The sequence below is a fragment of the Burkholderia sp. GW821-FHT14F03 genome (assembly GCF_058803765.1).
Window position 1 is genome coordinate 33,369 of sequence record NZ_JBXAPG010000006.1, and the last position, 26,542, is coordinate 59,910.

A 26,542-nucleotide genomic window follows, 5' to 3' on the forward strand; every position below is an offset into this window, starting at 1 on the left:
ACGTGCACCCGGCACCCGGCACCCGGCACCCGGCACCCGGCACCCGGCACCCGGCACCCGGCACCCGGCACCCGGCACCCGACACCCGACACCCGACACCCGACACCCGACACCCGACACCCGACACCCGACACCCGACACCCGACACCCGACACCCGGCGCGGCCCGCGTACAGGCCGCGCCGGGCGAGGGCCCGACGCCAACCCCGCCCGTTCAGGCAATCGCCTGGCGGATCGCCTGATTCGCGCTGGCGTCGCGCTGTTCGGTCGCGGCCTGCAACTGCGTGAGAATCGCCTGCGCGCCGGCATCCGGCCGCGCATGATGAATCAGCGAGATCCAGCGGCGCAGCCATAGCGGACTCGACGCGAGATAGCGGCGGATCGAATGGCCGTCATCGAGGCGCGACGCGTCGTCGAGCAGGAACACGCCTGTCAACCGCGCCACCACCTTGCCGCGCGCGCCCTGCTGCCAGACCGGCACCGCGTGCTCGTAGCGATACTCGCCCGGCCGCGCGCGGGACAGGCATTGCTGCAGCACGTCCGAATGCGCGCCCGGCGTCAGCACGTAGTGGCGGTGCGTCGTGCCGGCGAGGCTGCGCACGTCGTTGAACGCGGTGATGTCGAGCACCGAGGTGCCGAGCCAGTCGAGATGGACGTCGGCCGCCGACCCGAACGACACGATCAGCGCCCGGTCGAAGAACGCCCGCAACTCCTCCTCGCTCATCCCCATCCGCTCGCCGTCGAGGCATGCGAGCACGTCGAGCTGCTGCGCGGTCGCGATCCCCGAGCTGTGCGCGAGGAGGCGCAGCAGCGGCAATGCCTCGATGCGGCGCGGGTTGATGCGGCGTGCGATCGAGCCGTCGCGGTAGAGCGGGAAACCCGCCGCGTCGCGGCGCACCAGCAGCGCATCGGTGTAGTCGAGCCGGTCCGGCGCATCGACGAGGCGCGGCAGGATCAGCCGTTCGTAGATCATCTGCGATTCCGGGCTGAACAGACGGCCCGCCAGATCCGCATTCAACGCGAAGCGGTTGTGCAGCATGCTGGCCTCGATCACGGTCTCGCCGTCGTGGCGCTGGCCCGCGTGCGTGATGCCGAGCAGGCGCAGCGGCTTCGCGAGCGGTGCGGTGCCGGGCGGCCGCAGCATCGGGTCGGCGGCGATCTGCGCGACGAAGCCGTGGAAGCGCCGCGTCATGCCGTGCGACAGCTTGAGGCCGAGCGGATAGTTCGTGGTCGGCGTGCTGGGCAGCACGATCCAGTCGAAGCCGTCCGCGGCGAGCGGCCCCGGCGTGTCGAGCGCCTCGCGATGCGGCGGCTCGGCCGGGTTCGCGGCGGTCTCGACCGCGGTCCAGACCGGTCCCGGCGCCTTGCGCGGCGCGCTCGAGCGCTCGCGCAGCGCGAGCGTGAGTTCGCGCGCGGCATGGTAAAGCAGCGCCATCGTCGCGCTGTAGCGGGTGTCCTGGCGCAAGCCGACGTTGACGACATTGCTGTGGTCGCTGTTGTAGCGGCACGGGATCGCGGCCAGGTATTCGAGGCCGCGCAGCGCGAGCGGCTTGAACTGTTCGCTCGGCACCCGGTAGCTGGCGCCTTCGCGCGAGATGGTCTGGCCGGGTCGCGCATAGCGTTCGAGCGCGTCGTCGTAGCTCGCGATGCCGTAGCCGCGCGGGGCGAGGATCTCGCGCGCATAGTTCAGCGCGAGCGGTACGTCGAGGTCGTTGGCGATCAGGTGTTCCTGGTCGGCGTAGCGGTCCAGCTCCTCGACGAACGAGCGGATCGAGAGGCCGAAGCCATGCGCGGTCGCGCGCACGAAGGCCGCGAGCTGGGCCGGCGTGGCGGGCAGGTCGGTCGCGGTCGCGAGGCAGCTGGCCAGTTCGTCCTCGACGCGCCGATAACGATCGATGATCGGCCGCAGCGCGTCGACGATCGTCGATGCGCCGGGCAGGCGGGCGGGCGGCCGCGCGTCCGCCGGATAGCGGGCGAGCGCGGCTTCGGCCTGCCTGAACAGCGCGACGTCGGGGCGCTGCATGCCGAGGTCGTCGCGCAGCGTCTCGGCATCGACGATTGCGATGCCGCGGCGTTCGAGATCGAGCCGCAGCGCGCGGACCTGGTCGCCGGTGCCGGCCGCCTTGCGCACGCCGCCGGGCACGCGTTCGTCGAACACGTTCAGCGCATCCTCGAGACCCACGCGGATGCCGTCGAGATCGAGCCCGAGCGCGACGTCGACGAGCAGCGCCTGGAACGGCCCGGGCAGCAGCAGCGAGATCCGGCAGTCGGGGAAGCCTGCGCGCAACTGCTCGACGCTTGGCCGCAGGCGGTCGACCGCGATGCGCGCGGCCTCGGCGGTTGCTTCGGGTTCGTCCCGCATCAGCAGCTTGGCGATCGCCTTGCGCGAGGCGACGTCGATCAGCGAGTCGTCCTCGGTCTCGCCGCTGACGGGATCGCGGTGGTATTGGTCGACGGCCGCGACCAGCATGAACAGCACCGGCACGCCGGCCGCGATCAGCGGGGCGCGGTACAGCGTCGTCGCGTTCTCGACGATCGTGTGATTGAACACCTCGATCTCGGGCCGCACGCCGTATTCGGCGAAATGCGCGAGCTGCTGCGCGAGGAAACCGTGCGGGTTGTCATAGCCGCCGCCGCCTTGGAACACCACCGGACCCGGGCTGAACGAGGCGACGTCGGGGGCGATCCGCGCGTGTCCGTAGTGCTTCAGGTGCGCGCGCCGCAGCGGGCTTTCGGAGGCGCGGCGATCGCCGCGCGCGCTGGTCGAGAGATTGAGGATCGCGGCCGGTTCGAGGGCGATGAGGCTGGGCACGATGTGGTCGTAGTCGTCGACCACGATGTGATTGCGCTGCGCGCCGATCGTGATGCCGGTGTTCAGGCCCGGTACGGGCAGGCGTCGCTGGTCGTCGGTCGCGCGAGTGTGCAGGTGGACCGCCGCCGCGCCTTCGCGCAGCGCGTCGCGCGCCGCGTCGACGATGCCGCTCGCGGTGATCGGCAGATGCGGCGAGCGCGCCTTGCCGGGTTGCCATAGGCCCGGCCCGCGCGGCTGCCAGCCGTTCGCGAGCAAGGCGTCGAGCGCGGCCGGCGCGTCTTCGCGCAGGCGTTCGACCAGGGCGGGGGGCAGGTAGCTGTGGACGCGCTCGTGCGGCCATTCGAGACCGCCGTCGTCGGTGGCGAGCCAGCCGAACGTGGTCAATTGGAGCACCAGCTGGCGGACCAGATCGCGCGGTGCGATGCGGTCCAGCAGCGCGCGTGGAACGATGAGCGGCAGCCCGACCGCCGTGTGCGCGATATCTCGGCGCAGCACCGCGCCGTCGCGCGACCAGCCGAGTGCGGCGAGGGCGTCGAACTGCGTGCGCGCGGATTGCGCGGCCAGGTCGACGGGCGCGTCGAAACCGCGCTCAAGGGCGATGCCGCCTTCCGGCACGGCTTCCCAGCCATCGGCCTCGAGTGCGTGCTGCAGCGTGCCGCGCGCCGCATCGTCGAGCAGATCGAGAAGCGGGAGCGGGATGAACTTCGGTTCCTGGGGGTCGAGGAACTTGGGGACTGCGCCGACAGGCGCTGCGGTGATGTAGAAGGTCTTGGTCATGATCTTCCCGTGTGGATTGAAGAGGTGTACTAAACAATCAGGATCGGAACACCACGCTTCGCGAGGATGAGATGGCACCGGAGGGACGGCTGAGGGGGAATGCCCGTCCTGGGCCGCGCGTTGCCGAGCGCTGGGCGGGGGCGCCCGGCGCAGGCCGGAGGGGCATGCTGCAACCCCGCTCGAATATTACATTTGATTTACATGCAATGTTCGAATTAATCCGAATTTATTTTTAGAGGGGTCGATTGGGGAATATTGGGCGAATGATGACGATTAATGAATAAATTGAGTGAAAGTAAATGAAGCGCCCGCCGGGCGGGCCCGGCAGCCCGATAGTGAAACGATGACGCGCTGCAATATGCCTGATGTCGGCAACGATGGCGGAGTTTGTTGATGTCTGGATGGAAATCACGTAATTAATCCGCCCCGGCGTGTAGTGGGGAGACTCTAATCTCGAATCGGGGATGGACGTGCGCCGACGGGGATTGGGCCGGCGGGCGGGGCAAGCTTCGGCCGTGGGACCGGTTTGCGCGGCGGCGCGTGGGGACGAGGCGGCGGGATTCGGCGGTGGGATTCGGCGGCGGGCGCGGCGGGTGGTTTGCGCCGCGTCGGTCCGCCTTACGGAAAACGGCCGCTGCACGTACATGCAGCGGCCGTTTTCATGCGGTGCCGGTGCGGCTTAGGAGCAGGCCTTGCCGTGCGCCGGATGGAAGCCCTTCGCCTTCGCGTCCGCTTCCGACATGTAGCTGCCCTGCTTGGTCTTGCCGTAGTACTTGTCGGTCGAGCAGTGGTAGACCTTCGTGCTGGTGTTCGCCCAGACCTGGCCGGGGCCGCCGCCCGGCGCGGCGCTCTTCGTCATCGCGCCGCTCGCGGCGGCGGGCTTCGCGGCCGAGGCGGCGACCGGCGCCGCCATCGCGCCGCTTGCCATCGCGCCGCTTGCCGCGGTGGCGCTTGCCGCGCCGTACCAGGTCTTCACGCCCTTGTGGCCCGCGCACGCGCCTTTCTTGGAGGCACCGGAGTAGAACGTACCGTCCTTGCACAGGCCGGTCGTCCCGGTGGGTGCGCTGGCGGGAACTTGCGCGAAGCTCGTCATCGAGAAGCACAGGCCGGCTGCGATCGCTGCGAGGAATGCTGTCTTTTTCATTTCTACTCCTGACTGAATGGGAGAGGGCGGCACGGTGTGCCCAAGTGCAGCCCGACGGGATCGGACCGGCCCGCTGGCGCATGAACGGCCCCAGTACCGTCAATAACTCCCGGCGACGGCAATTGGTTGACAGCGGCGCGCCGGATGCGCTGCCGCGGGCTCGCATCCGAGGGCGCCGGCAAGCCGCGCGCCTTGCCGCGCAACGCTGCGCGGGATTCTGTCGCATGCGTGCACAGTGTCGCGCACAGATGTAAGTGCATGTAAGTGCGGCGGTGGGCGGCGCCGCGCGTGGTGGACAGTCTCGCGCGTGCCGGAGCGAACCCCGCCGATTCGTGTGGCCCACGACGCGGCGCGGGGATGGCGGGCGCCTCAGTCTTACGAATGCCTTTTGACTGCGTTCGCGACACGGGTTGTCCGGTTCGACCGTCGCGTGTCGATTGCGTCATGCCGGGATGCGAGGAACACATGGCGATCCGATCGGGTTCGCGTGCCTGGAATACGTGAATCAGGAATGCTTGTTAAACCGTGATGCGGAAAATGCCATGAAGTGGATGTCTTGGTGAGATCCCTTGAATTTGTCATTTCATTGGTATTTTTTAAGATCGAGGATCGAATGAAGGTTATTTTGAGACTTGTTCTAATTTATGGATGTGAACGTGTTGATAAGATCAATTGACTTCGCGCAAGCAAGTGCGCGCAGCGTTGCCTATCCCCATCGAGCGCATTGATATGCCCTGGTGGCCAAAGGGAGGGGCATCCCGCCGTGCTCGAAAAACGACGTTGCGGCATGCGATGTCATGATTTTAAGATGATCCGAAATGAATAATAAAAATTGTAAAATGTGATGTTGCTAGGATTATTCCGATGGTGCCGAATTAATAATTAATTCATGATGCTTTCGTGCATGTTTATGTGGCGATGGGCAATTTGATTTGAATATTGAAAATCCGCATGAAGCAAAACCAAAACCACTTGAATCAATTTGATGACGAGCGTCGCGCCGGATTGCCGCGTGGACGCGGGCCGGTCGTGCACGGTGGCGATGGATGCGGTGCGGATTTTGCGTGGTGTCGCGAGGGCCTGCCCGGTCTGTCGATTTCGGGTGGTGCGGCGGTGGGCGGCTTCGAGGCCCGGGGCCAGGCCAAGATCGAGATCTGCTGGGGTCGCGGGGGGGCCGGGTGGGTCGGCCTTGGTGCACCCGCGCCGTGCCGGTTCGTTCGCTCGGCAGTCGGCCGCCGCGCGAACGGCGCGCGCCGGGCCATCGGCCTCGTCCGCCGCGCCGGGAGCGACGGATGCGCTGTCCCGATCGGCTGCGGCCGCAACGGCGATCCGCCACCCCACCGTCTTGTGCGGGACGTTGTCGTGGGCGGACGCGCGGCACGGATTCCATGCCGCGCGCCGCTGGCGCGCCGGGTATCCCGCGACCTGCTTCGTCGACCTCGGTGGCCGCGACGTTGCGCCGCCGCCGGATGGGGCGATCAGCGGCCCGGGCGGCGCCTATCCGTTCAGATTCCATGAGGATGTCCCCGGCATCATGCTGAACGGGTGATCCGGGTGCTGATGGCAGCACTTCTTTCAATAACATATAGGAATACAAATGAAATTGAGCATGAAAACCTGGATCACGCTCGTGGCCGCGTCGGCTTGCGGGGCCGCCTATGCCGAATCGAGTCCGCTCACCGGCAGGATCGATACGAAGCTGATGCTGACCTCGGGCTGCGTGATCAACGCGGGCGGCGGGTCGGTCGGCGCGACCAGCTTCGGCACCCTCGACTTCGGCATGCAGCCGAGCGGCTTCACCGGTTCGCTGCGCAGCGCGGTGAGCGGCAGCGGGTCGTCCGGCGCTGCGCAGATCACCTGTTCGCCCGACGTGGCGGCGGTCCAGGTCACCGTTGACGCCGGCCGGCATGGGGGCAAGGGGGCGGGCATCGGCGCGGGCACCCGCGCGGTCAGCAACGGCGCCAGCTACGTACCCTATGAAATCTACGCGGACAAGGCGGGCAGCACCCAGTATGTGTCCGACACCGCGCAGACCATCTCGGTGCCGACGCCAGGCGCCGCGTTCGACCTGCCGGTGTATGGCGTCGCGAACAAGGTCAGTCCGTCGGCGCTGGACGCCGGCGCCTACAACGACACGTTGAGCATCACGCTTGGCTGGTGATGGCATCGCGCGCGGCCTGCGGGCCGCGCTGTGGTTCGGCGCGCTGGCATGGCCGGGCGCGCCGCGCGCCGATACGCCGTTGCCGCGCACTCAGGCCTTCGGCGTCAGCGCGCAGATCGTCGCCGGATGCGGGCTGCGCGGTGCGGGGGCAGGCGCGCTCGACCTCGGGCCGCTCGATTTCGGCGTGCATCCCGCGGTGGCGGCAGGGAAGGTGACGGTCGCGACCGCGGGCCATGCCTTGCAACTCGAATGTTCGCCCGGCACGACCCTGGCGCTGACGATCGATGGCGGACGCCAACCCGGTGCGGGCCACGGGGCCCGCCAGCTCACGGCGGGCGGCGGCGTGCGGATTCCCTATCGCCTGTACGCGGATGCCGCGCGCACGCGGCCGATCGGGATCGGGCAAGCAGTGTCGATGCCGGTGTCCGGCATCGTCGCGTTGCCGATATACGGCGAATTGAGTCTGCCGGGCGGTGGGGTGCCGGCGGGCGTCTATACGGATACGGCGCAGGTCACGTTCGGATATTGAATCATTCAGGGGTGCGTGATGATTGGGGCAAGAGAGGGCAGTGTCGGCAGCGGTCGTCGAGCCCGGCTCGTCGTGCTGGGCATGCTGCTGCTGGCGGCGCGGGGCACGTGGGCGGCGGCGTCGATGATGATCTGGCCGATCGATCCGGTCATGGAGAGCGACCAGCGCGCAGCGGCGCTGTGGCTCGAGAACCGCGACGACCAGCCGGTGACGCTGCAGGTGCGGGTGCTCGGCTGGCGGCAGGTGGATGGCGCGGACGTCTACGACGAGACCCAGGCGCGCGTCGCGGGCAGTCCGCCGATGGCGACCGTTCCGCCCGGCGCGCGCCAGTTGGTGCGGCTGACGCGCATCGCGCCGGTCGCGCCGGGCGGCGAGGACGCGTACCGCGTGCTGATCGACGAGATTCCGCAACCCGACGACGAGGCGCCAGTGTCGGCGGGCCATGCCTCGCTCGGCGTGAAATTCCAGATGCACTACTCGGTGCCGTTGTTCGTGTACGGCGAGGGACAGTGGACCCGCGACGATCCGAGCCGACGTCGCGATCCCGCGAGCGCGGGACGGCCGGCGCTGCGCTGGTCGCTCGCGCGCGAAGGCGGCCGGCGCTGGCTGGAGGTGTCGAACCAGGGGCCGGTGCACGCGCGCATCACGCAGGCGGTGCTGGAATCGAACGGCGCGCGCGTGGATCTGGCGCGCGGGCTGCTCGGCTATGTGCTGCCGGGGGCGCGGATGCGCTGGCCGGTGCCGGGGACGTTCGCGTCCGGCACCCGGCCGACCCTGGTCGCGACCGTCAACGGCGCGGCCGGCCTCGCGCTCGAGGTGGAACAGGCGGAGCCGCCCGGGCGCTGAGATTGCTTGACGAACAGAATGACGACCGCGCCGCGCTCGACGGTGCGAGGGCGGCGCGCGCCCAAGGGCCAACTGCGTCCGCGCGCCGGGCGCGGCTCGGCCGACTCGCGGGCGCGGCCGGCTGCTGGCTGGCCTTGGCCGTGCAGGCGCAGACGGGCTCGCCCGCCGGCGAGCCCGCGCGCGACGCGATGCTGTATCTGGACTTGGTCGTCAACGAGCGCGACTCGGGGCAGATCGTCGCGGTGCGGCTGCGCGGCGGCGCATATGCGATCCGCGCGGGCGATCTCGCGCGGGCATCGGTGCGGATAGAGGCGCCGGCTGATCAGTGGCTCGATCTCGGCCGGCTCGACGGGGTGACGATGGAATACGAAAGTACGCTGCAGCGATTGAAACTGACGGTGCCGCCCGGCTGGCTGCCGCATCAGCAACTGGGCGCGGCCAATTCGCGCGAGCGGGCGCCGGCCGAGGTGAGTTTCGGCGCGTTGTTCAACTACGACGTCTACGCGGCGGCGTCGGCGCAAGGCCGCAACCGCGCGTCCGCGTGGCTCGAGCAACGCGTGTTCGACCGCTGGGGCGCGCTCGTCAATAATGGGGTGTACCACGCGGACGGCAGCGTCCCGGGCGCGCGCTATATGCGCTACGACACGTCCTGGCGCTACGCCGACGAGGACCGCATGCGCACCTATGCCGCGGGCGACCTGATCACGGGCGCGCTGCCGTGGAGCAGCGCGGTGCGCGTGGGCGGCGTGTCGATCGCACGCGACTTCTCGGTGCGGCCCGATCTCGTCACGTACCCGCTGCCGCGCTTTTCCGGGCAGGCCGCGGTGCCGACCAGCGTCGATCTGTTCATCAACGGCAGTCGCGCCGCGAGCGGCCAGGCGCAGCCGGGGCCGTTCACGATGGACAACGGGCCGTTCATCAACGGCGCGGGCGAGGCGACGCTCGTTACCACCGATGCGCTCGGCCGGCGGGTCGAGACCCTCGTGCCGTTCTATGTCGCGAACACCTTGCTGCGGCGCGGCTGGTCCTCGTATGCGCTCGATGCGGGCTTCGTGCGGCGCGACTACGGCCTGCGGTCGTTCGCCTACGGGCGGTTCGCCGTATCCGGGGTAGTCCGCCACGGCGTGACCGACAGGCTGACGGCCGAGGCGCACGCCGAAGGCGGCGCGCGGCTCGCGCTCGGCGGCGCGGGCCTGACGCTCGGTCTCGGCCAGCTCGGCGTCGTCAACGCGGCGCGCGCGTACGGCCGCGTCGACGGTGCGGGCGGCTGGCAACAGGCGTTCGGCTACAGCTATACCGCGCAGCGCGGCAGTGTGGCGGTGCAGCGGGTGCTGCGCACGCCCGGCTATGGCGATCTGTCCGTGCAGCGGCAGGCGGGGCCGGGCAGCCGGGCCCGGCTCGCGCGCGCGAGCACGCAGGCGACGGGCGCGCTGAGTTTCGGCCGCGCGGGCGGGACGCTCGGCGCCGGCTACTTCGAGATGCGCGGCGCGGACGGTGGACGTCACCGGGTCTTGAACCTGTCGTATTCACGGCCGCTGATGCGGGGCGCGACGCTCTACGCCGCGCTGAACCGCACCCTCGGCGAACGCGGCGCGAGCGCGCAACTGGAGCTGATCGTGCCGCTCGGCGCTTACGGCGTGGCGACGGGCGGCGTGGTACGCGACACGGACGGGCGCATCAGCGAGCGGCTCCAGTACAGCCGCGGCGTGCCGAGCGACGGCGGGTTCGGCTGGACCCTCGGCTATGCCGGCGGCGGCGCGCGCTATCGGCAGGCCGACCTGGCCTGGCGCCATCGCGCGCTGCACGTGCAGGGCGGCGTCTACAGCCACGGCGCGGAGAATCGCTACACCCGCTGGGGCGAGGCGCAGGGCGCGCTCGTGTGGATGGACGGCGCGTGGCTCGCCGCGAATCGGGTCGACGACGCGTTCGTGGTCGTCAGCACCGACGGCGCGCGCGGCGTGCCGGTGCGCTACGAGAACCAGCCGGTCGGCGTGACGGACCGTTCCGGCCATCTGCTGGTGCCCTGGGCGCCGTCGTATTACGCGGCCAAGTACGAGATCGATCCGCTCGACCTGCCGTCCGACGTGCGCGCGCCGGCCACCGAGCGACGGGTCGCGGTGCGCGAGCGCGCCGGCGCGCTGGTGCGGTTCTCGCTGCGGCGGGTCGCGGCCGCGCGCGTCGCGCTGGTCGATGCGGACGGGCTGCCGTTGCGGGCCGGCTTGCGCGTCACCCACATCGAGAGCGGCGGAACCTCGCTCGTCGGCTGGGGTGGCGAGACCTACTTCGAGAACCTCGCGGCGACGAATCGCATGCGCGTCGCGTGGCCGGACGGACGCGCCTGCGAAGTCGCGTTCGCGTTCGACGCGGCCGCGTCGGGTGCGCGGCGGGTCGGCCCGCTGCGTTGCGACGCGACGCGCTGAGGTCCGCGCATGAGCCGCCTTCGCCCGCTTCTTCCGTCGCTCGCGCTGTCGTGCGCGGGCGCGGCCATGCCGGATGCGCATGCCGACTGCGCGGTCGTCGCCGCGGCGCCGGCCTCGTTCGGCACCGTCACGTCGTTCGTGCTCGCGAGCCAGCGGCAGTCGACCTCGACGACGAGCAGCGGCCTGTCGTGCAGCGGCGCGCCGGCCGGCTTGCCGGCGGCGGGCGATTTTATCGAGATGACGGTCGTTTCACGGCGCGGGGGGCGTCTCGCGGGACCGACGGGCGATCGGGTGCCATACCAGATCCACGCGGATGCGAACCGCGCGATCCCGCTCAATCCCGACACGGCCTACAACTGGGCGAGCGGCCGCCTGCTGAACCTGCTCGGCGTTTTCGGCGGGCAATCGAACCTGCTGCCGCTCTATTTCCAGATCCCGTCGGGCCGAAACGTGGCGGCAGGCGTCTATCTGGACACGCTGACGTTCTCCTGGCGTTGGGACTATTGCGCGGGGATCGGTGCGGGGGGGCTGTGTTCGCGGCGCGACCGCGGCAGTGGTTCGGCGAGCGTGCAACTGTCGGCCACGGTCGCCAACGACTGCGTGATCCATGCGCCCGATCTCAGTTTCGGCGCGGCGCCGATCGTATCGAACTTCGCCACGGTCACGGGCAGTCTCGCGCTGCGCTGCACGAAAGGCATGGCCTATACGGTCGGCATCGGCGCGGGCGGGCAGCCGCACGCGAACGGGCGGCGTCAGATGGCGGATGGCGCGCATCGCCTGCAATACGACGTGTTCGGTCCCGACGGCGCGGTATGGCGGCAGGCGGACAACCGGGCATCCAGCGACGGCGCGGCCGACGGCCAGTCGAGCGAACTGTTTCCCTATACCGCGAAGATCTATCCGGATCAGGCCACGCCGCCCGTCGGCGCGTATACCGACAGCGTGATCATCGACGTTCGCTACTAGCCTAGCCGCCGGCGCAGGGGGCGCGGAGGTCGCCCGGCGGCATTTCGATTGGAACGACAACATGAAACGCAACGGCTTCGTCGCCGGAAAACATTGGCGCCGCGTACTCACGCATGCATGGCTGGCTGGGCTGGCGGTCTGGGCGCTGGCCGCGTTCGCGGACTGCGCGCGCGGCTGGGGCGCTTTATGGCCGGCAGCCTGCGGCGCGGCCGGCCACTGGCTGCCGCCCGCGCCGGGGCTGAGCGCGCTGGGCGTGACGGGGCTCGTGATCGCGGGTCTGGGCGGCGCGTGGTTGACCCGGGAGGCGCGGCGCACCCGTGCCGCGTTGCGGGCGAGCCGCGAGTACCTGGCGATGGCGAGCCACGAGCTGCGCGCGTCCGCCAACGGCATGCTCGCGTTGATCGAACTGTTGCCGCGCGGCGCATTCTCGGCGGACGAGCGGCGTCTGCTCACGCATGCCCAGGCGTCCGGCAGCACGCTCGCGCGGGTGCTCGACGACATGCTCGACTACGCGAGCATCGAGGCCGGCCAGGTGACGCTGCGGATCACGCGCGTCGACGTGCGCGGCTGGCTCGAAGGGGCGCTTGCGCCGTTCGGCGCACGGGCGCGGCGCAAGGCCCTCGGTTTTCGCTGGCGGGTCGCGGATGAGGTGCCGGCGCGCATCGTCACCGACAGCGACCGATTGCGGCAGATCCTCGTCAATCTGCTCGACAACGCGATCAAGTACACCGCGCGCGGCAGCGTGTCGCTCGTCGTCGACGTGCGCGAGGTCGCGCAGGGCGCGGTGACGCTCGTGCTGACCGTGGACGACACGGGCGCGGGCATCGCGGGCGGCGATCTCGCGCGGCTGTTCGATCCGTTCGCTCGGCTCGGCGGCGAGGCCGCGCGGCACACGCAGGGCGCGGGGCTCGGCTTGCCGATCGCGCGCCAGCTGGCCCGCGCGCTCGGCGGCGACGTCGCGGTGACGAGTGACGCGCGGCAGGGCACGCGGGCCGAGGCCTGGATTCGCTGTGGGGTCGTCGGGGCGCGCGCCGCCCGGGTGGCGCGGGTGGATACCGGTGGCGCGGACGAGGGCGCGGCCGCGGCCGCCGCACGGCCACACCCTCGGTCCGCGCCGGCATCGTGGGGCGAGGCGTCGCCCGGGGCGGCCGGCTGCGCCCGGCTGCGCGTCGTCGCGTCTGCCCGGGCGGAGGCTGATCCGTCGGACGCGTCTGGAGGGATGGCGTTTGGTTCGATGGCGTCCGGTGCGACGGCGTGCGATGCGACGACATCCAGCGCGATGGTGTCCGGTGCGGCGGTGCCCGGTGCGGCGGCGTCCGGAGCGACGGCGTGCGACGCGACGACATCCAGCGCGTTGGTGCCCGGTGTGGCGGCGTCTGGTGCGACGGCGTGCGACGCGACGACATCCAGCGCGCTGGTGCCCGGTGCGGCGGCGTCTGGTGCGACGGCGTGCGACGCGACGACATCCAGCGCGCTGGTGCTCGGTACGGCGGCGTCTGGTGCGACGGCGTGCGACGCGACGACGTCCAGCGCGATGGTGTCCGGTGCGGCGGTGTCCGGTGCGGCGGTGCCCGGTGCGGCGGCGTCCGGAGCGACGGCGTGCGACGCGACGACATCCAGCGCGCTGGTGCCCGGCACGGCGGCATCCGGCGCGACGACGTGCGGCACGACGACATCCAGCGCGATGGCGTCCAGCGCGACAACATCCAGCACCGAGGGCGCGATGATGCGTCGCGGGAGCGGCCCGTCGTCGTCGCTCCGGATCCTGGCGGTCGACGACCATCCGTTGAACCGGCTGGCGCTCGCTCGGCAACTGAGCGCGCTCGGCTACGACAGCCGTCTGTGCAGCGACGGCGCGCTGGCGCTGGCTGCCCTGGAGGCCGCGCCGTTCGACGCCGTGCTGACCGACTGCGTGATGCCGGGCATGGACGGCGTGGCGCTCGCGACCGCGATCGGCGCGCATCCCGATCCGCGCGTGCGCGCGACGCCCGTGATCGGCGTCACGGCGCTGGCGGCGCGCGACGAGGTGGCGCGCTGCATCGCGGCCGGGATGGTCGTGTGTCTCGACAAACCGACCCCGCTCGACACGCTGCGGCGCGCGCTGGCCGACGTATGCGCGGGCGGCGGCGGCTTCGATCCCGGGCGGCTCGACAGTGCGGCGCTGCTCGACGGGATCGGCTGCGTGCCGGTGCGCGGCGCATGCCGGCGCGAGTTCCTGGAGGCCTTCGCCTGCGCGCTCGAACACGACCGCGCGACGCTCGAACAACACCTGCGCGGCGTGCTGCCGGGCAACGCGCTGCGCACGTGGTGCCATACCGCGCGCGGTACCTTTGGTCTGTTCGGGCAGCGGCATGTCGACGAGCTGCTCGACGAACTGGAACGCCGGCTCGATGGCGAACCCGATGCGCTGCGCACCGCTGTCGGGGACGTGTTCGCGATGATCCGGCATCTGCAGCATCGCGTCGCATCGGCGGCGGGCGAACGCGACGCCATCGTGGTATCGCGTCAACAGAAAGGAGAATGAAGATGCGTGTACTGATTGCGGATGATCATCCGATCGTGTTGATGGGGATTCGCCAGGTGCTGTCGCAGCGTCCCGACGTGTCGATCGTCGGCGAGGCCAAGGACCCGGCCGCGCTGCTGGCGGCGCTCGCGGCGCAGCCGTGCGATGCCGTGATCACCGATTTCGCGATGCCGGGCGGCTCGGCTTCCGACGGTCTCGCGATGCTGGCCGCGATCCGCGCGGGCTATCCCGCGACGCGGATCATCGTCCTCACGATGCTGACCAATCATGCGTTGCTGCAAATCATTCGCGACGCGGGCGCGTTCGCGGTGCTGAGCAAGCGCGGCGGGCTGGAGGAGCTGCCGCGCGCGATCGGGCAGATGGCCGACGATCCGTCGTCGGGCGGGCCGCGCCCGGCCGGCCTCGGCGCGATCCCCGCGCCGCAACTGAGCCCGCGCGAAGTCGAGGTCGTGCGTTTGTGCGCGAGCGGCCTGACGCTCACCGACATCGCGCAGATGCACGGCCGCAGCATCAAGACTGTCAGCACGCACAAGCACAACGCGATGAACAAGCTCGGCTTGAAGAGCGATGCCGAACTGGTGCTGTACGCGTCCGGCAGCGGGCTCGCGTGAGGGCGCGCCGCGGCCGGCCCGTCGTGCGATACTCGCTACCCGGCCGCGCAGCGGCGCATCTCGACGGGAGTCGCCGTGTTTTCAAGCTTTGCACCTACCGCCACGGGCTTCGTGACCGAGATCGAAGGTTGCCGTTGCAGCATCGAAGGCGCGCCGTCGCCGATCGCGGACCGGATCGACTGGCTCTGGACGATCGCGCAGCCCGAACTCGATAATCTCGATGGTTCGGACCCTTTCAAGTACGAGACCCTGGCGACGGGCGAGACCGTGACGCCGCTGCAGGCCGCGCAGCAGATCGTCGCGTGGCTCGACGCGCATCCGCCCGAGTAAGCCCGGGCCGGGCCGGCGGCGCGCTGCTACACTGCCCATTCCCTTCCTCGCCGCCGCCCCGCCATCATGAAGCCGACGCTGCTCGTGCTGATTCCGCTGCGCCCGCCCGCGCATGCGGCGCTCTCCCATGCATTCGAATTGCGCCACGCGGCCGATCCGGCGTCGCGCGCGGCTGCGTTCGCCACCCCCGATCCCGCCGTGCGCGCGGTGCTGACCAACGGCAGCACCGGCTTGCGCGCGGACGAGATCGACCGGCTGCCGGGCGTCGAGCTGATCGGCGCGCTCGGCGCGGGCCATGAAAACATCGCGCGCGACCACGCGCATGCGCGCGGCATCGCGGTGGTCAACGGCGCGGGCACCAACGACGCGTGCGTTGCCGATCACGCGTTCGCGCTGCTGCTCGCCGTGGTGCGCGGCATCGTGCGCCTCGATGCCGCGTGCCGCGCGGGCATGTGGCGCGATGCGCTGCCGATGCAGCCGAACCTGTCCGGCAAGCGGCTCGGGATTCTCGGGCTCGGTCATATCGGCGCGCATGTCGCGCGGCGCGCGCTCGGCTTCGACCTGGCGCTCGGCTATCACAGCCGCCGGCGGCGCGACGGCGTCGCGCATCGCTATTTCGATTCGCCCGAAGCGCTCGCGCGCTGGGCCGATTTCGTCGTGGTGTCGACGCCGGGCGGGGCGGCCACCCGGCACCTCGTCGATGCGCGCGTGCTCGACGCGCTCGGCCCGCAAGGCTATCTCGTCAATGTGTCGCGCGGCAGCGTCGTCGACACGGCCGCGCTCGCCGACGCGTTGCGCGCGCGGCGCATCGCGGGCGCGGGGCTCGATGTCTACGAGGGCGAACCGCAGCCGCCCGCCGCGCTGCTCGACCTCGACAACGTCGTGCTGACGCCGCACGTCGGCGGCACCTCGCCCGAGGCGGTCGACGCGGCGGTGCGCCTGTTCGTCGACAACGCCGCGCGGCATTTCGCCGGCGAAGCCCTGCTGACGCCGATCTGAATCGCGGCGGCGGCCCGCGTCAGGCGGACGGCGCGCGATCCGCGTCGATGCACTGCACATGCCAGACGCCGAGCGCCGCGCGCGCTTCGGGCGTCGCGCGCCAGCGCGCGATGCCGGTCTCGCCTTCGAACGGCCCGTCGACATGCGTCAGGTCGAGCCCTTCGAGCACGCAGTCGAATTCGCCGCCCGGCTGCGCGGCGAGGCGCGTCGCGCCGTGGACGCAGGCGAGCAGCCCGCCGGCGGGCAGGCTGAGCCCCGCATGGCCTTCGCGCGACCAGCGATGATGCGATTTGTCGAACCACAGGATCGCGTAGGTGTTCGGGTGCCGGTCGAATGCATCGAGATGAACGGTGATGCGCACGGTGATCTCCAGTCAGTCAGGATAGTGGGACAGGGTGGACGCGAGGCGAAACGGCGTCCGTGCGTGAAGCGGTGCGCGCAGCGCGCGCCGTGAAGCGATCCGCGCGGGGATGTCTGCCGGCGCGGGGCGCGAGCCGATCGAAGGCGGGATCGGCTTCGCGCGCCGCCTGCGTCACGACACCACCGCGTCCAGCGGCCGGCGCGGCGCGTGCGGCATGCGCGGCCCCTGGCCGATGCGCAGCAGCAACTGCGGCGCGCCGTTGAGCCCGAGCAGCTGGCCGAGGCGCGCGCGCAAGGTCTCGACCTCGATCGGCTGGTTCAGGTACGACGCCGTGAAGCCGGCCTGCGCGGCGACCAGCAGCATGCGTTCGAGCGCCTGCCCGGCCGAGAGCCAGGCGTCGCGGTCGTCGCGCGTGGTCGCGATGCAGGCGAGCAGCGGCGCGCCGTGCGCGAGCGCGAGATGGCGCGCCGCGAGGCCGTCGCCGAGATCGAAGGTGCGGATCGCGGAGGCGGCGAGCGGCGTCGCGAAATCGAGCAGCGCCGGCGCGCCGGCCGCATAGGCGGGCATGCCGTCGCCGTGGCGGCGCGCATCGATCCAGCTGGCCAGCTCGCGGCGGAAGCGCGGGTCCGCGAACTGCTCGCGGTCCGCCTGCGCGACCAGCCCCGCGACCCGCGCGCGCTCGTCCGCATCGCTCACGCAGGCCACTTCCGCCCCCTCGGCGGCGCCCGCTTCGACCAGCGCCTGCACGACGCGTTCCGGCACCGCGGCGCTGGAGAACGGCAGACGCGTGGTGACGCGCAGCGGGATGGCGGGCAGCAGGGCGGCGAGCGCCGGATCGAGGTGGCCGTGCGCGTCGATGCGCACGAGCGCGAGCACGTCGGGATCGACGTCGGACGGAAAGGACTGGATCGTGTGCGCGAAGCCGGCGTGATGCAGCGCGACGCGCAGGTTCAGCAGCGCCGCGCCGCAGCTGATCAGCAGTTCGCGGTCGTAGGGGTCGACCACCGGCAGCGCGCGCACGCGGTCCGCGCACACGGCGATCGTGCGATCGTCGACGACGAAGCGCCAGGGCTGCGAGTTGTGGCTCGACGGCGCGAGGATCGCGTAGCGCAGCAGCGCGTGCAGCGAAGCGCCGCGCGGATCGTCCTCGTCGGACAGAGGCAGGGCGTCGGGAGGCATCGGCTTTCTCCTGTCGGGTGGCGGAGCCGTCACGTTTGCATCGTGCCGGTGTCGCGCCCGCGCGCGTTGATGCACGTCAAGCGCGACGCGCGGGACGACGCGCGCCGCGCGCACGGCGGGCTTAGGGTGAAGGCGGACCCTGCACGAAGGAGGACCCGATGCGGCACGAATGGCTGACCGACGCGCTGCGCGACGCGGCCCGGGAACTGGCGATCCCGGACGACGCATTGACACGCTGGTACGACGAGGCGCGCGCGCAACTCGAAGCGGGCGCGCGGATTCACGATTACGTGCGCGTGTTCGCATTGCGGCGCGTGCGCGATCGGTTGAACGCGGCGCGGCTACGCTAGGGGCGCGGTGCGGAGGGGCGCCCGGACGCGGGATGTCGCGGGATCGATGCGGGCGCAGGCATCGGGATGAGGCTGGGGTATGCCGCGCCTGTCAGCGTTGCACTGGCGCGGCGGCGTTCCGCGACCGTGGGAACGGTTTCCGATCGAACCGGGCCGGCCGCGTGCGAAGGGCGCTCCCATTCCGGTTTCGCGCGTGTCGTCGAGCGATTCGCGCGGCGGTGCGCCGTCGCTTGCCGTCGCGACAGGCCGGAGTTCAGCCTGAGTGGACGATGCGAGGTGCGAAAGTGTGCGCGGAATGCGCGATTGTTTCGAGTTGATTTTCCAGTCGCGCTTCTTTCATTTCCTGATTTTTATCCTTTCATTACCCTGGGCGGTTTATGGCGATTGAAATGCGCCGGTCAATTGATTCGGCCATCGCGCAACGGCTTGCCCGCGACAACCCTACCCGGGGATAAACCTACAAGGAGCAGGAGATGAGACAGATGAAACGACGCGTGTTGTCCGTGCTGTTCGCCGTGCAAGCGGCGGTGCTCGGCGCAGGCGTGGCGCACGCGGCCGGCGAGGTGGACGTGAACCAGCTGCGCGCGGCGGTGGCGGGCACGATGACGCGCGCGAGCGACGGCCTCGACCGATCGAGCCTGAATCAGGAACAGCAGGCGCAACTGGTGCAGTGGCTGGCCAAGTCGCCGGGGTTGATGTGGAATCCCGGCACGATCTGCCTGTACAACTGCCCGCCGCCTTACGGCAGCCTGTCGGCGGACCCGCAGCGCGTGACGGTGCCGGTGAACGGCACGGCCAGCACGACCATTCACTGGACCTGGAACGAGGATCGCGCCAAGCCGGTTGCCGAATACGCCTGCCTGTGGGTGACGACGCCCGGCGATCCGAATGCCTATGTGGTGGACTGCGAGCATCCGGGCAACCAGTACAAGGTCTATATCCCGTGGATCGCCGAGGGCTCCTACAACTTCTTCGTGGCGCTGCGCAAGCAATCGCCCGCGCCGATCGCGGGCATGCCCATGCTCGCGACGACCACGGTCACCGGCGCGCGCTGACGCGCATCGGCCGCGCAGGACGTCCGCACGACGGGCATCCCGCATGATGCAGGCGGGTGGCGTGGCCGCCCGCCGCCGTTCGCCCGGGCCGGCCCGACGGCCGCCCCGGGCTTTTCTCCGCGCCGCGCCCAGCGCACCTTTTCTTCGTCGCCGCGAACGCGCTCCCTGCGCGCCGATGTCGCGCGCCCGGCGCGCTCGCCCGCTTGACGTGCGTCAACGGCCGCCCGGCGCGGAGGTCGCACAGTGAATGGGTCGCGGGCCGGCTTGGCGGCGCGACGCAGAGATCCGCCGATTCGATCAAAGGGGAGAACCGATGATGACGGGGAACACGACACCGCTCGACGGCTGCCGGGACGGTTGGGAAGCGACGCTGCGCGCGCTGGCGTGCGCGCAGGACTGGCGGCGCGACTGGCATGCGCTGATCGGGCGCGGCATCGAGCGCGATCGCGATGCGCTGTGTCGCGTCGGCGATGCGCTCGGGTCGTCCGCCGACGCCCGCGACTTGACGGACGCCTGCCGGCTCGCCTGGCGCGATTATCTGCAGGTCAGCGCGGGCCTGTGGCAGGACGCGGGCGCCTTGAACCTGCGCGCGCAACAGGCGTCGGTCGCCGTGCTGCGCGACGGGCTGCATGCCTGGCAGGGCGATTGGACGAAACACTGGCAGCACACGTTCGACGCCCGGGACGCCTCGATGCCGTGGCGCGACTGGGCCGCCGCGTTCGGCGCACAGCCGGCGGGCGGCTTCGCCGATGCGCCTGCGCGGCCGAACGGCACTGCCGCGGACGCGCATTCAAACTAAGCGGAACGCCGCCCCGCGATCGCCCCGTCGATTCCGGCGATTCCGGCGCGGCATTCCCAGGGTTTCATTCGGAGAACGCAAGATGAAAGCACTCGTCTACCACGGCCCCGGTCGCAAGTCGCTCGACGAGCGGCCGAAGCCAACCCTGCTGGCCGCCACCGACGCGATCGTGCGCGTCACGCGCACGACGATCTGCGGCACGGACCTGCACATCCTGAAGGGCGACGTGCCGAGCTGCGAGCCCGGGCGCGTGCTCGGGCACGAGGGTGTCGGCGTGATCGAACAGGTGGGCGCGGCCGTCGAGTCGCTCGCGCCCGGCGATCACGTCCTGATCTCGTGCATCACCTCGTGCGGCCGCTGCGGCTATTGCCGGCGCGGCATGTACTCGCATTGCGAGACGGGCGGCTGGATCCTCGGCAACCGGATCGACGGCACGCAGGCGGAATACGTGCGCATTCCGCACGCGCAGGCGAGCCTGTACCGCATCCCGTCCGGGATGGACGAGGATGCGCTCGTGATGCTGTCCGACATCCTGCCGACCGGCTTCGAATGCGGCGTGCTCAACGGCAAGGTGCAGCCCGGCGATTCGGTCGCGATCGTCGGCGCGGGGCCGATCGGGCTGGCCGCCTTGCTGACGGCGCAGTTTTATTCGCCGGCGCGGATCGTGATGATCGATCCCGATGCGAATCGCCTCGAGATCGCGCGGCGCTTCGGCGCGACCGATTGCGTCGACGGCCGCGACGGCGATCCGGCGGGCGCGGTGCTGCGCCTGACCGAAGGCGTGGGCGTTGATTGCGCGATCGAGGCGGTCGGCATTCCGGCCACCTTCGAGCTGTGCACGTCGATCGTCGGGCCGGGCGGGATCGTCGCGAATGTCGGCGTGCACGGGACCAAGGCGGACCTGCATCTCGAGCAGCTGTGGGATCGCAACGTCTCGATCACGACGCGGCTCGTCGACACCATCAGCACGCCGATGCTGATGAAGACGGTGCGCGCGGGCCGGCTCGACCCGACGCAGTTGATCACCCACCGTTTCCGGCTCGACGAGATCGGGCGCGCGTACGAAACCTTCAGCCACGCGGCCGAGACGCACGCGCTCAAGGTGCTGATCGAGGCCGGTTGATGCACCGCCGAGGCATGCCGCCGCGCGCGCTTACCAGAAGCGGCCGGCGAGCAGGGCCGTGTCGATGCGGTCGAGCAGCGCGACGCTGATTTCGGCGACCGAGTCGACCAGGTGTGCGACGCCCGCATCGCGCATCAGCTGACGCTGGAATGCCGTCACGGGCGCGCCGATGAAGCCCGCGCCCAGCGTCCGGCAGGCTTCGCCGACCTTGGCGAGATCGTCGATGAACAGCACCTCGTCGAACGCCAGGCCGAAGCGGTCCCGCACGATCTCCTTCATGCCCGGGCGGATCAGGTCGATGTCGACGTACGGAATCTCGGCGTCGAGCAGCGCGCGAAACGGCCCGAGATACTGCGCGAACATCGCGTCTTCCGGGCGGCCGCCATAGGTGGTGATGCGCGCGCCCGTGCCGTGCAGCAGCGCGAGCGCCTCGCCCACGCCGGGATTGAGCGTGACCGGATCGTCGCGCGTGTAGGCGCGGTGTTCCGCGAGGAACGCGTCGATGGTCTCCTGCGCGGTCCACGGCAGCTTGCAGGCGAGCGACATGATGTGGCCGCCCGCGATATGCGGCGCGCCCAGCACGAGGCGTTCGAGTTCCGGCGTATGCACGCCGCCGTGGCGTTCGACGAAATGCTTGATGGTGACGCCGAACGTATCCTTCAGCAGGACGCCGTTCGTGTCGACCGCGATCAGCTTGATTTTACGGAAGCGATTCATGTCGGGTTCGTGGTCGGGGAGAGGAAGCGCGCGGCGTCAGACCTGGGCCGCGATCGTCGCGACGGCGTCGGGCAGCGCGGCGAACGTCGCGATCTCGGCGTCGGGTTCGACCGTGGCCGGGTCGATGTCGCTGTAGCCGTACGTCGCGTAGACGATCGGCAGGCGGGCGTTCCTGGCCGATTTCACGTCGACGCTCGAATCGCCGATGAAGATCGCGCCCTGGTCGGGCGTGCGGCCCGCGCGCGCGATCGTGCCGAGCACGTGCGCGGGGTCGGGCTTTTTCGCGCCGGGAAAGAAGTCGCCGCCGCAGACGGCCGAGAAGAGGCGGGCGATCCCGAGCCCTTCGAGGATCGTCGTCGCGGGGCCGGTGCCCTTGCTCGTGCAGACGGCCATCTCGTAGCCGTCCGCGCGCAGCGCGCCGAGCACGTCGGCGACGCCGTCGTACAGCGTGGCGTGGTCGAGCAGATGCGCTTCGTAGTGGGCGACGAAGCGTTTGAGCAGCGTCTGCCGTTCGTTGGCCGTGCAGGCCTGCAGGCGCTCGCCGAAGCCGCGTTCGAGCAGCGCCGGCGCGCCGCGCCCGATCAGGTTGCGCGCATCGTGCAGCGCGACGATCGGCAGATCGTGCTCGCGCAGCAGCGCATTGAGCGTACCCACCAGGTCCCGGGCGGTATCGACCAGGGTGCCATCCAGATCAAAGACGAGAAAGGGTTTCATGACGACCTTCGTGTGAGGTTGGGGAAAGAGGCGTGCGTGCGTTCAGGCGCATCGCGATGCTTCGTGCTCGCTTTCGAGCGCGATGGCGTCGAGGAACGACGTGAAGCCGTCCTCGTGTTCGAGCGCGTCCTCGATGCAGACGATCCCGTCCGGGCGCAGCAGCAGCGCGCGCGCGCGCGACAGGTGCAGCGCGTCGAGCGCGGGGCGGTTCGCTTCCGTGGGGTCGATCGCGACCGTGCGCACGAGGTCGCCGTCCGGCCAGCGCGCGGCGAACGCGGGCGGCGCGACGCCGGCCGTCAGCAGCACGAAATGCGCGCTGTCGATCAGGTCGTAGGTGCAGCACGGCGCGCCCGCGACGGTGAACGCCGCATACGGCACGAGCTTGCCGACCAGCTCGCCGCCGCCGGAGACGAACAGGCCGCTCGCATAGCGCTGGCCGAGCCCCGAGAAGTTGTCGGGGAAGCCGTGCGCGATGCGCGGCCGGTTGCGCATCGACGGCAGCCAGTCGCGCAGCGGGCCGTGTTCGTCCTTGTCGAGGCGCGTGATGAGGCGCGTGTTGATGTCGGTGCTCGCGATCAGCTGGCGCGTGATGCCGCGCCGCTCCTCGACGTACGAATCGAACACGCGCTCGCTGAAGCGCCCCTTGACGACGCCGGCGAGACGCCACGCGAGCGCGAAGGCGTCCTGGAAGCCGGTGTTCATGCCGAGGCCGCCGATCGAACTGAACAGGTGGCACGCGTCGCCGGCGAGGAACACGCGGCCGCGTCGATAGTGGCTCGCGAGCCGGTTGTAGTACTGGGTCCGCGATTCCCAGATCACGGCCTCGACGCGCACGCCGGGCGGGCCGTATTTGTCGACCAGCGCCTGGTAGGCGGCGGGCTTGTCGGCCGCGCGCTCGTCGACCGTTTCGTCGTCGCGCGTCTTGATGATGATCCGGTGGGTGCCGCTCGCCTGCGGGATGATGATCAGGAAGCTGCCTTCCTTCACGTAGTAGTGCACCACGCCGAGGTCGCCGTCCCAGGCGATCCTGCTGTCGAACATGATGAAGCCGACGCCGTGGTCGATGCCGTCGAAATCGAGGCCGAGCAGCGTCCGGACCGTGCTGCGGCCGCCGTCGCAGCCGACCAGGTAGCGGCAGGTCAGGCGCCGTTCGGGCGCGAGCGATACCGCCACGGTGTCTTCGTGCTCGGTGAAATCGAGCAGCTCGGTCGAGCGGAACAGGTCGCCGCCCAGCTCGACGCAGCACGCTTCGAGCAGCGCCTCGGTTTCCGGCTGAGACAGGCCGAGGATGTAGTCGTAGCGCGACGGCAGGCGGCGATAGTCGACGCGCATCAGGCGTCGCTCGTTCCAGTACAGCACCAGATCCCGGATCGGCTTGCCGGCGTCGAGAAAGCGCGGCGCGACGCCGAGCGCATGCAGGATCGCGAGGGAATAGGCGTTCATCGACGACGCTTTCGACTGCGTCGAGCGGGTCGCGCGTTTCTCGACGACCGCGACGCGCAGGCCGAGCCGCGTCAGATTGGCGGCGAGCAGCAGCCCGATCGGGCCGGCGCCCGCGACGATGACATCGTAGTGCGTCCGTGTATCCGTCATGGTGGCGTTCCGTTCGTCAACTGAACCGCCGCCGCGCCCGGGCGTCCCGCACCCGGGCGCGGCGGCGGGGGATCACAGCGCCTTGAGCGCCGCGAACTGCTCGGTCGCGAACACCGGATCGAACGCGACGATCTGGTTCTCGACGAGCTTCTCGGTGACGAACGAATCCTCGGCGATGATGGCCGCGAGCGCGGCCTTGTCGATGCTCCTGGCGAGGATCACGCCGCCCGCCTTGGTGTCCTTCGGGCCGGCGATGATGAAGGTGCCGTCGGCGACGTGCTTCGCGACCCAGTCCGCGTGCGACTTGCGGTGGGGATCCACCTTGGCCGGATCGACGATGTAGTTCGAGATGATCAGATACATGCTTGCTCCTGTCGGTAGGTTAAGGGTGCGCCGGGACGAACGGCGTTCGTCCGGCGCGTGTGCTGCAAATGGGTGTCGGGTGCGCGGGCCGCGGCGGCCGGCCCGGCGCGTGGATGCCGAAGAAGGTCTCCAGCAGGTGAGCGAGCGCGCGCCATTGCTCGATCGTGCTCGCGTGCCCGCCCGGCAGCGTGACGCGCTGCGCGGCGGGGATCTCGCCCGCGAGCGCGTCCGCTTCCGCGACGAGGAAGCGGCGATCGGCGGCCGAATCGACGATCAGCGTCGGCACGCGCAGCCCGCCGACCCACGCGCGCGAGTCGAACGCGAGCAGCGCATCGAGCTGCCGGCGCAGGCCCAGGATGTGGCCCGCCTCCATCGACCGCGCGCGCCGCTCGACGATCGCCGCCCCGGCCGCGCCGCGCAGCGGCCCGCTCGCGAGAAGATGCGCGGACAAGCGATGCTGAATGTCGGCCCAGTCCCGCGCATCGCACGGCGACCGCAGGCGCGCCTGGATCGCGGTGAGCGTGTCGCTGCGCATCGCGCGGAACGTGTTGCACAGCGCGAGCGCGCGCACGCGCCCGGGATGCCGATGCGCGAGCCATTGCGCGATCGCGCCGCCCATCGAATGCCCGGCCACGCAGAAGCGCTCGATCGACAGGCTGTCCATCAGGCACAGCACGTCGTCCGCCATCGTCTCGATCGACAGCGGCGCGCCGTCGAAGCCGCTGCGCCCGAAGCCGCGGTTGTCCGCCGCCACGGTGCGCCATGCGGGCGACAGGCTCGCTTGCACAGCGCGCCAGATCCGATGGTCCGCCTGCAGGCCGGGCAGCATCACGACGGCTTCCGGGCCCGCGCCGTCGAGGCGGTGGAACAGCGTCGGGCCGTTCACGCCGGAACCTGTTCGGCGATGTCGCGGGTCGCATCGGCCGGCGCGACGTCGACCGGCGCGAAGCAGCGGGTGGCCGAGAGGTCGAGCCGCGCCGCCGCGATCGACAGGCCGATGCCGAAGCCGCACAGCAGCGATTGCTCGCGCGCCCGCTCCGGGAAGCCGAGCCCGGTCGAGAGCAGCAGCGGAATCGACGAGGGCCCCGTGTTGCCGACGTCGGCCAGGCCGATCGGCGTCTGTTCGGCCGTCAGCTTCAAGATCTTGCGCAGGTAGCGCAGCATGAACTGGTTGGCCTGGTGGAGCGCGACGAGGCCGAGCGCGGCGCGATCGAGGCGGCAGTGCGCGAGCAGCGCGTCGACGAGCGGCGGCACGCGCGACAGCGCGAAGTTCATCACCTCGTTGCCGTTCATGTGCAGATGGCCGACCCGCGCGGCCGCGTGCGCGCTGTTCGTGTAGTCGATCGGCGTCCTCAGGTGGCCGACGCCGCCGCCGTCGGTCCAGCACGCGAAGTCGATGCATCCGCCGCCGGGTTCGACGAGGGTGGCGCTCGCCGCGTCGCCGAACACCATCCGCACGTGGCGCTCGCCGGGCTTGAGCAGTTTGGTGGTCACGTCGCCCGTGCACAGCAGCACCGAGCGGCAGCCGGCGCGCACCAGCATCGCGGCCTGCAGCAGGCCGTATACGTAGCCGGAGCAGCCGTGGTCGATGTCGAACGCGAGGCAGTCCTGCGCGAGCCCGAGGCGCGCCTGCAGGCTGACCGCCGCGCCCGGCATGAAGTCGTCGGGCGTCTGCGTGACCACCACCACCGCGTCGATCGCCTCGGTCCGCACCCGCGCCTGCGCGAACAGGCGGCGGGCCGCGGCTTCGCACAGGTCTCCCGTCGAGAGCCCCTCCGCGACGCGCACCGCGCGGATGCCGGTGCTCTCGACGATGCGCCGCGTCTCCAGCTCGCCGTATTCGGCGGCGAGGCTGCTCATGTCGAGCGTGCGCGCGGGCAGCGCGGCGGCGACCGCCGACACGCGCACCTGATCGAGCGAGAGGATCATCGCGCGGCTTCCGCGCAGGCGGGCGCGAGCAGCGCGCGGATCTCGCCGACCGTCGCGAGCTTCTCCAGCCGGTCGACGTTTACCGAGGGCTGGCCGCCGCTGACGAGGTAGGCGATCAGCGCCACCATCGCCAGCGAATCCCAGTTGCCGAACTGATGCAGCGGCGCGTCGTCGGTCAATTCCCCGACCGGCACTTCGAGCAGGGTGGCAAGCTCCGCGCGGATCGTTTCCATGTCCATGA

25 protein-coding genes are annotated in these 26,542 nt (G+C 70.5%); 13 read left to right on the forward strand and 12 right to left on the reverse strand.

Annotation, left to right across the window (positions count from 1 at the left end; translation table 11 throughout):
* Positions 1-213 precede the first annotated feature (213 nt).
* From AC1RQF_RS06170 to AC1RQF_RS06180, 3 genes are all read right to left on the reverse strand, one after another.
* On the reverse strand, positions 214-3,588 hold the full coding sequence (locus tag AC1RQF_RS06170; protein ID WP_273997662.1) for a 3-keto-5-aminohexanoate cleavage protein: 3,375 nt from the start codon (positions 3,586-3,588) through the stop codon (positions 214-216).
* Positions 3,589-4,267: 679 nt separating this feature from the next.
* Positions 4,268-4,732, reverse strand: a complete 465-nt coding sequence (locus AC1RQF_RS06175) for a DUF3761 domain-containing protein (protein WP_273997663.1) — start codon at positions 4,730-4,732, stop codon at positions 4,268-4,270.
* An 882-nt stretch (positions 4,733-5,614) separates the two neighbouring features.
* The gene (locus AC1RQF_RS06180) at positions 5,615-6,073 is read right to left on the reverse strand and encodes a hypothetical protein (RefSeq protein WP_492871541.1); all 459 of its coding nucleotides are present in this window, start codon (positions 6,071-6,073) and stop codon (positions 5,615-5,617) included.
* A gap of 256 nt (positions 6,074-6,329) precedes the next feature.
* On the opposite strand from AC1RQF_RS06180, the gene AC1RQF_RS06185 reads away from it, so the two are divergent.
* The 9 genes from AC1RQF_RS06185 to AC1RQF_RS06225 all read left to right on the forward strand — a co-directional run bounded on the left by AC1RQF_RS06185 (position 6,330) and on the right by AC1RQF_RS06225 (position 16,118).
* Complete coding sequence (locus AC1RQF_RS06185; RefSeq protein WP_443111481.1) at positions 6,330-6,893, forward strand: spore coat protein U domain-containing protein; 564 nt, start codon at positions 6,330-6,332, stop codon at positions 6,891-6,893.
* Complete coding sequence (locus AC1RQF_RS06190) at positions 6,883-7,422, forward strand: Csu type fimbrial protein (RefSeq protein ID WP_492871542.1); 540 nt, start codon at positions 6,883-6,885, stop codon at positions 7,420-7,422. The genes AC1RQF_RS06185 and AC1RQF_RS06190 overlap by 11 nt, the downstream gene beginning before the upstream one ends.
* 18 nt (positions 7,423-7,440) lie before the next feature.
* On the forward strand, positions 7,441-8,268 hold the full coding sequence (locus AC1RQF_RS06195; protein ID WP_443111482.1) for a fimbrial biogenesis chaperone: 828 nt from the start codon (positions 7,441-7,443) through the stop codon (positions 8,266-8,268).
* Between the two features lie 2 nt (positions 8,269-8,270).
* Positions 8,271-10,688, forward strand: a complete 2,418-nt coding sequence (locus AC1RQF_RS06200; RefSeq protein ID WP_492871543.1) for a fimbria/pilus outer membrane usher protein — start codon at positions 8,271-8,273, stop codon at positions 10,686-10,688.
* Positions 10,689-10,754: 66 nt separating this feature from the next.
* A complete protein-coding gene (locus tag AC1RQF_RS06205) occupies positions 10,755-11,654 on the forward strand; it encodes a Csu type fimbrial protein (RefSeq protein ID WP_337995279.1) in 900 nt (299 codons plus the stop codon).
* Positions 11,655-11,715: 61 nt separating this feature from the next.
* Positions 11,716-14,178, forward strand: coding sequence for an ATP-binding protein (locus AC1RQF_RS06210; RefSeq protein WP_492871544.1), 2,463 nt, complete (start codon positions 11,716-11,718; stop codon positions 14,176-14,178).
* Positions 14,175-14,789, forward strand: coding sequence for a response regulator (locus AC1RQF_RS06215; RefSeq protein WP_337995270.1), 615 nt, complete (start codon positions 14,175-14,177; stop codon positions 14,787-14,789). The genes AC1RQF_RS06210 and AC1RQF_RS06215 overlap by 4 nt, the downstream gene beginning before the upstream one ends.
* A 75-nt stretch (positions 14,790-14,864) precedes the next feature.
* Positions 14,865-15,119: a hypothetical protein gene (locus AC1RQF_RS06220; protein WP_252987095.1), complete on the forward strand. Its 255-nt coding sequence runs from the start codon at positions 14,865-14,867 to the stop codon at positions 15,117-15,119.
* A 66-nt stretch (positions 15,120-15,185) separates the two neighbouring features.
* On the forward strand, positions 15,186-16,118 hold the full coding sequence (locus tag AC1RQF_RS06225; protein ID WP_492871545.1) for a 2-hydroxyacid dehydrogenase: 933 nt from the start codon (positions 15,186-15,188) through the stop codon (positions 16,116-16,118).
* A gap of 19 nt (positions 16,119-16,137) precedes the next feature.
* Here the strand turns inward: AC1RQF_RS06225 and AC1RQF_RS06230 are convergent, their stop codons facing one another.
* Entirely contained in the window at positions 16,138-16,479 is a 342-nt protein-coding gene (locus tag AC1RQF_RS06230; protein WP_273997674.1) for a DUF3564 family protein, read from the reverse strand.
* A gap of 171 nt (positions 16,480-16,650) precedes the next feature.
* Positions 16,651-17,658, reverse strand: coding sequence for an Acg family FMN-binding oxidoreductase (locus AC1RQF_RS06235; RefSeq protein WP_273997675.1), 1,008 nt, complete (start codon positions 17,656-17,658; stop codon positions 16,651-16,653).
* A 158-nt stretch (positions 17,659-17,816) separates the two neighbouring features.
* On the opposite strand from AC1RQF_RS06235, the gene AC1RQF_RS06240 reads away from it, so the two are divergent.
* The 4 genes from AC1RQF_RS06240 to AC1RQF_RS06255 all read left to right on the forward strand — a co-directional run bounded on the left by AC1RQF_RS06240 (position 17,817) and on the right by AC1RQF_RS06255 (position 20,985).
* The gene (locus AC1RQF_RS06240; RefSeq protein ID WP_273997676.1) at positions 17,817-18,008 is read left to right on the forward strand and encodes a DUF3562 domain-containing protein; all 192 of its coding nucleotides are present in this window, start codon (positions 17,817-17,819) and stop codon (positions 18,006-18,008) included.
* A gap of 473 nt (positions 18,009-18,481) precedes the next feature.
* A complete protein-coding gene (locus AC1RQF_RS06245; protein ID WP_492871546.1) occupies positions 18,482-19,063 on the forward strand; it encodes a hypothetical protein in 582 nt (193 codons plus the stop codon).
* Positions 19,064-19,376: 313 nt separating this feature from the next.
* Positions 19,377-19,862, forward strand: coding sequence for a hypothetical protein (locus tag AC1RQF_RS06250; RefSeq protein WP_492871548.1), 486 nt, complete (start codon positions 19,377-19,379; stop codon positions 19,860-19,862).
* An 82-nt stretch (positions 19,863-19,944) separates the two neighbouring features.
* Positions 19,945-20,985, forward strand: a complete 1,041-nt coding sequence (locus tag AC1RQF_RS06255) for a zinc-dependent alcohol dehydrogenase family protein (protein WP_273997679.1) — start codon at positions 19,945-19,947, stop codon at positions 20,983-20,985.
* Between the two features lie 30 nt (positions 20,986-21,015).
* Here the strand turns inward: AC1RQF_RS06255 and AC1RQF_RS06260 are convergent, their stop codons facing one another.
* The 7 genes from AC1RQF_RS06260 to AC1RQF_RS06290 form a co-directional block, all read right to left on the reverse strand.
* Positions 21,016-21,702 (reverse strand): HAD family hydrolase, encoded by a 687-nt coding sequence (locus AC1RQF_RS06260; RefSeq protein WP_492871549.1) that lies wholly within the window; start codon positions 21,700-21,702, stop codon positions 21,016-21,018.
* Positions 21,703-21,738: 36 nt separating this feature from the next.
* Positions 21,739-22,416 carry an HAD hydrolase-like protein gene (locus AC1RQF_RS06265; RefSeq protein WP_492871550.1) on the reverse strand — a complete coding sequence of 226 codons (678 nt, stop codon included), beginning with the start codon at positions 22,414-22,416 and terminating at the stop codon, positions 21,739-21,741.
* A gap of 42 nt (positions 22,417-22,458) precedes the next feature.
* On the reverse strand, positions 22,459-24,009 hold the full coding sequence (locus AC1RQF_RS06270) for an FAD-dependent monooxygenase (RefSeq protein WP_492871552.1): 1,551 nt from the start codon (positions 24,007-24,009) through the stop codon (positions 22,459-22,461).
* A gap of 72 nt (positions 24,010-24,081) precedes the next feature.
* Positions 24,082-24,372: a YciI family protein gene (locus AC1RQF_RS06275; protein ID WP_492871553.1), complete on the reverse strand. Its 291-nt coding sequence runs from the start codon at positions 24,370-24,372 to the stop codon at positions 24,082-24,084.
* Positions 24,373-24,391: 19 nt separating this feature from the next.
* Positions 24,392-25,258, reverse strand: a complete 867-nt coding sequence (locus AC1RQF_RS06280; protein WP_492871554.1) for an alpha/beta fold hydrolase — start codon at positions 25,256-25,258, stop codon at positions 24,392-24,394.
* Positions 25,255-26,301: a 3-oxoacyl-ACP synthase III family protein gene (locus AC1RQF_RS06285; RefSeq protein ID WP_492871555.1), complete on the reverse strand. Its 1,047-nt coding sequence runs from the start codon at positions 26,299-26,301 to the stop codon at positions 25,255-25,257. Before AC1RQF_RS06285 ends, AC1RQF_RS06280 begins: the two co-directional genes overlap by 4 nt.
* Positions 26,298-26,540, reverse strand: a complete 243-nt coding sequence (locus tag AC1RQF_RS06290) for an acyl carrier protein (RefSeq protein ID WP_273997686.1) — start codon at positions 26,538-26,540, stop codon at positions 26,298-26,300. Before AC1RQF_RS06290 ends, AC1RQF_RS06285 begins: the two co-directional genes overlap by 4 nt.
* Positions 26,541-26,542: the final 2 nt, after the last annotated feature.

What these genes read in the sequence shown, in the direction of transcription:
- AC1RQF_RS06260 (WP_492871549.1), bottom strand. Translation starts at nt 21,702, where the DNA reads ATGAATCGCTTCCGTAAAATCAAGCTGATCGCGGTCGACACGAACGGC.
- AC1RQF_RS06215 (WP_337995270.1), top strand. Translation starts at nt 14,175, where the DNA reads ATGAAGATGCGTGTACTGATTGCGGATGATCATCCGATCGTGTTGATG.
- AC1RQF_RS06170 (WP_273997662.1), bottom strand. Translation starts at nt 3,588, where the DNA reads ATGACCAAGACCTTCTACATCACCGCAGCGCCTGTCGGCGCAGTCCCC.
- AC1RQF_RS06275 (WP_492871553.1), bottom strand. Translation starts at nt 24,372, where the DNA reads ATGTATCTGATCATCTCGAACTACATCGTCGATCCGGCCAAGGTGGAT.
- AC1RQF_RS06270 (WP_492871552.1), bottom strand. Translation starts at nt 24,009, where the DNA reads ATGACGGATACACGGACGCACTACGATGTCATCGTCGCGGGCGCCGGC.
- AC1RQF_RS06210 (WP_492871544.1), top strand. Translation starts at nt 11,716, where the DNA reads ATGAAACGCAACGGCTTCGTCGCCGGAAAACATTGGCGCCGCGTACTC.
- AC1RQF_RS06245 (WP_492871546.1), top strand. Translation starts at nt 18,482, where the DNA reads ATGAGACAGATGAAACGACGCGTGTTGTCCGTGCTGTTCGCCGTGCAA.
- AC1RQF_RS06240 (WP_273997676.1), top strand. Translation starts at nt 17,817, where the DNA reads ATGCGGCACGAATGGCTGACCGACGCGCTGCGCGACGCGGCCCGGGAA.
- AC1RQF_RS06265 (WP_492871550.1), bottom strand. Translation starts at nt 22,416, where the DNA reads ATGAAACCCTTTCTCGTCTTTGATCTGGATGGCACCCTGGTCGATACC.
- AC1RQF_RS06255 (WP_273997679.1), top strand. Translation starts at nt 19,945, where the DNA reads ATGAAAGCACTCGTCTACCACGGCCCCGGTCGCAAGTCGCTCGACGAG.
- AC1RQF_RS06175 (WP_273997663.1), bottom strand. Translation starts at nt 4,732, where the DNA reads ATGAAAAAGACAGCATTCCTCGCAGCGATCGCAGCCGGCCTGTGCTTC.
- AC1RQF_RS06185 (WP_443111481.1), top strand. Translation starts at nt 6,330, where the DNA reads ATGAAATTGAGCATGAAAACCTGGATCACGCTCGTGGCCGCGTCGGCT.
- AC1RQF_RS06290 (WP_273997686.1), bottom strand. Translation starts at nt 26,540, where the DNA reads ATGGACATGGAAACGATCCGCGCGGAGCTTGCCACCCTGCTCGAAGTG.
- AC1RQF_RS06195 (WP_443111482.1), top strand. Translation starts at nt 7,441, where the DNA reads ATGATTGGGGCAAGAGAGGGCAGTGTCGGCAGCGGTCGTCGAGCCCGG.
- AC1RQF_RS06250 (WP_492871548.1), top strand. Translation starts at nt 19,377, where the DNA reads ATGATGACGGGGAACACGACACCGCTCGACGGCTGCCGGGACGGTTGG.
- AC1RQF_RS06225 (WP_492871545.1), top strand. Translation starts at nt 15,186, where the DNA reads ATGAAGCCGACGCTGCTCGTGCTGATTCCGCTGCGCCCGCCCGCGCAT.
- AC1RQF_RS06235 (WP_273997675.1), bottom strand. Translation starts at nt 17,658, where the DNA reads ATGCCTCCCGACGCCCTGCCTCTGTCCGACGAGGACGATCCGCGCGGC.
- AC1RQF_RS06285 (WP_492871555.1), bottom strand. Translation starts at nt 26,301, where the DNA reads ATGATCCTCTCGCTCGATCAGGTGCGCGTGTCGGCGGTCGCCGCCGCG.
- AC1RQF_RS06205 (WP_337995279.1), top strand. Translation starts at nt 10,755, where the DNA reads ATGCCGGATGCGCATGCCGACTGCGCGGTCGTCGCCGCGGCGCCGGCC.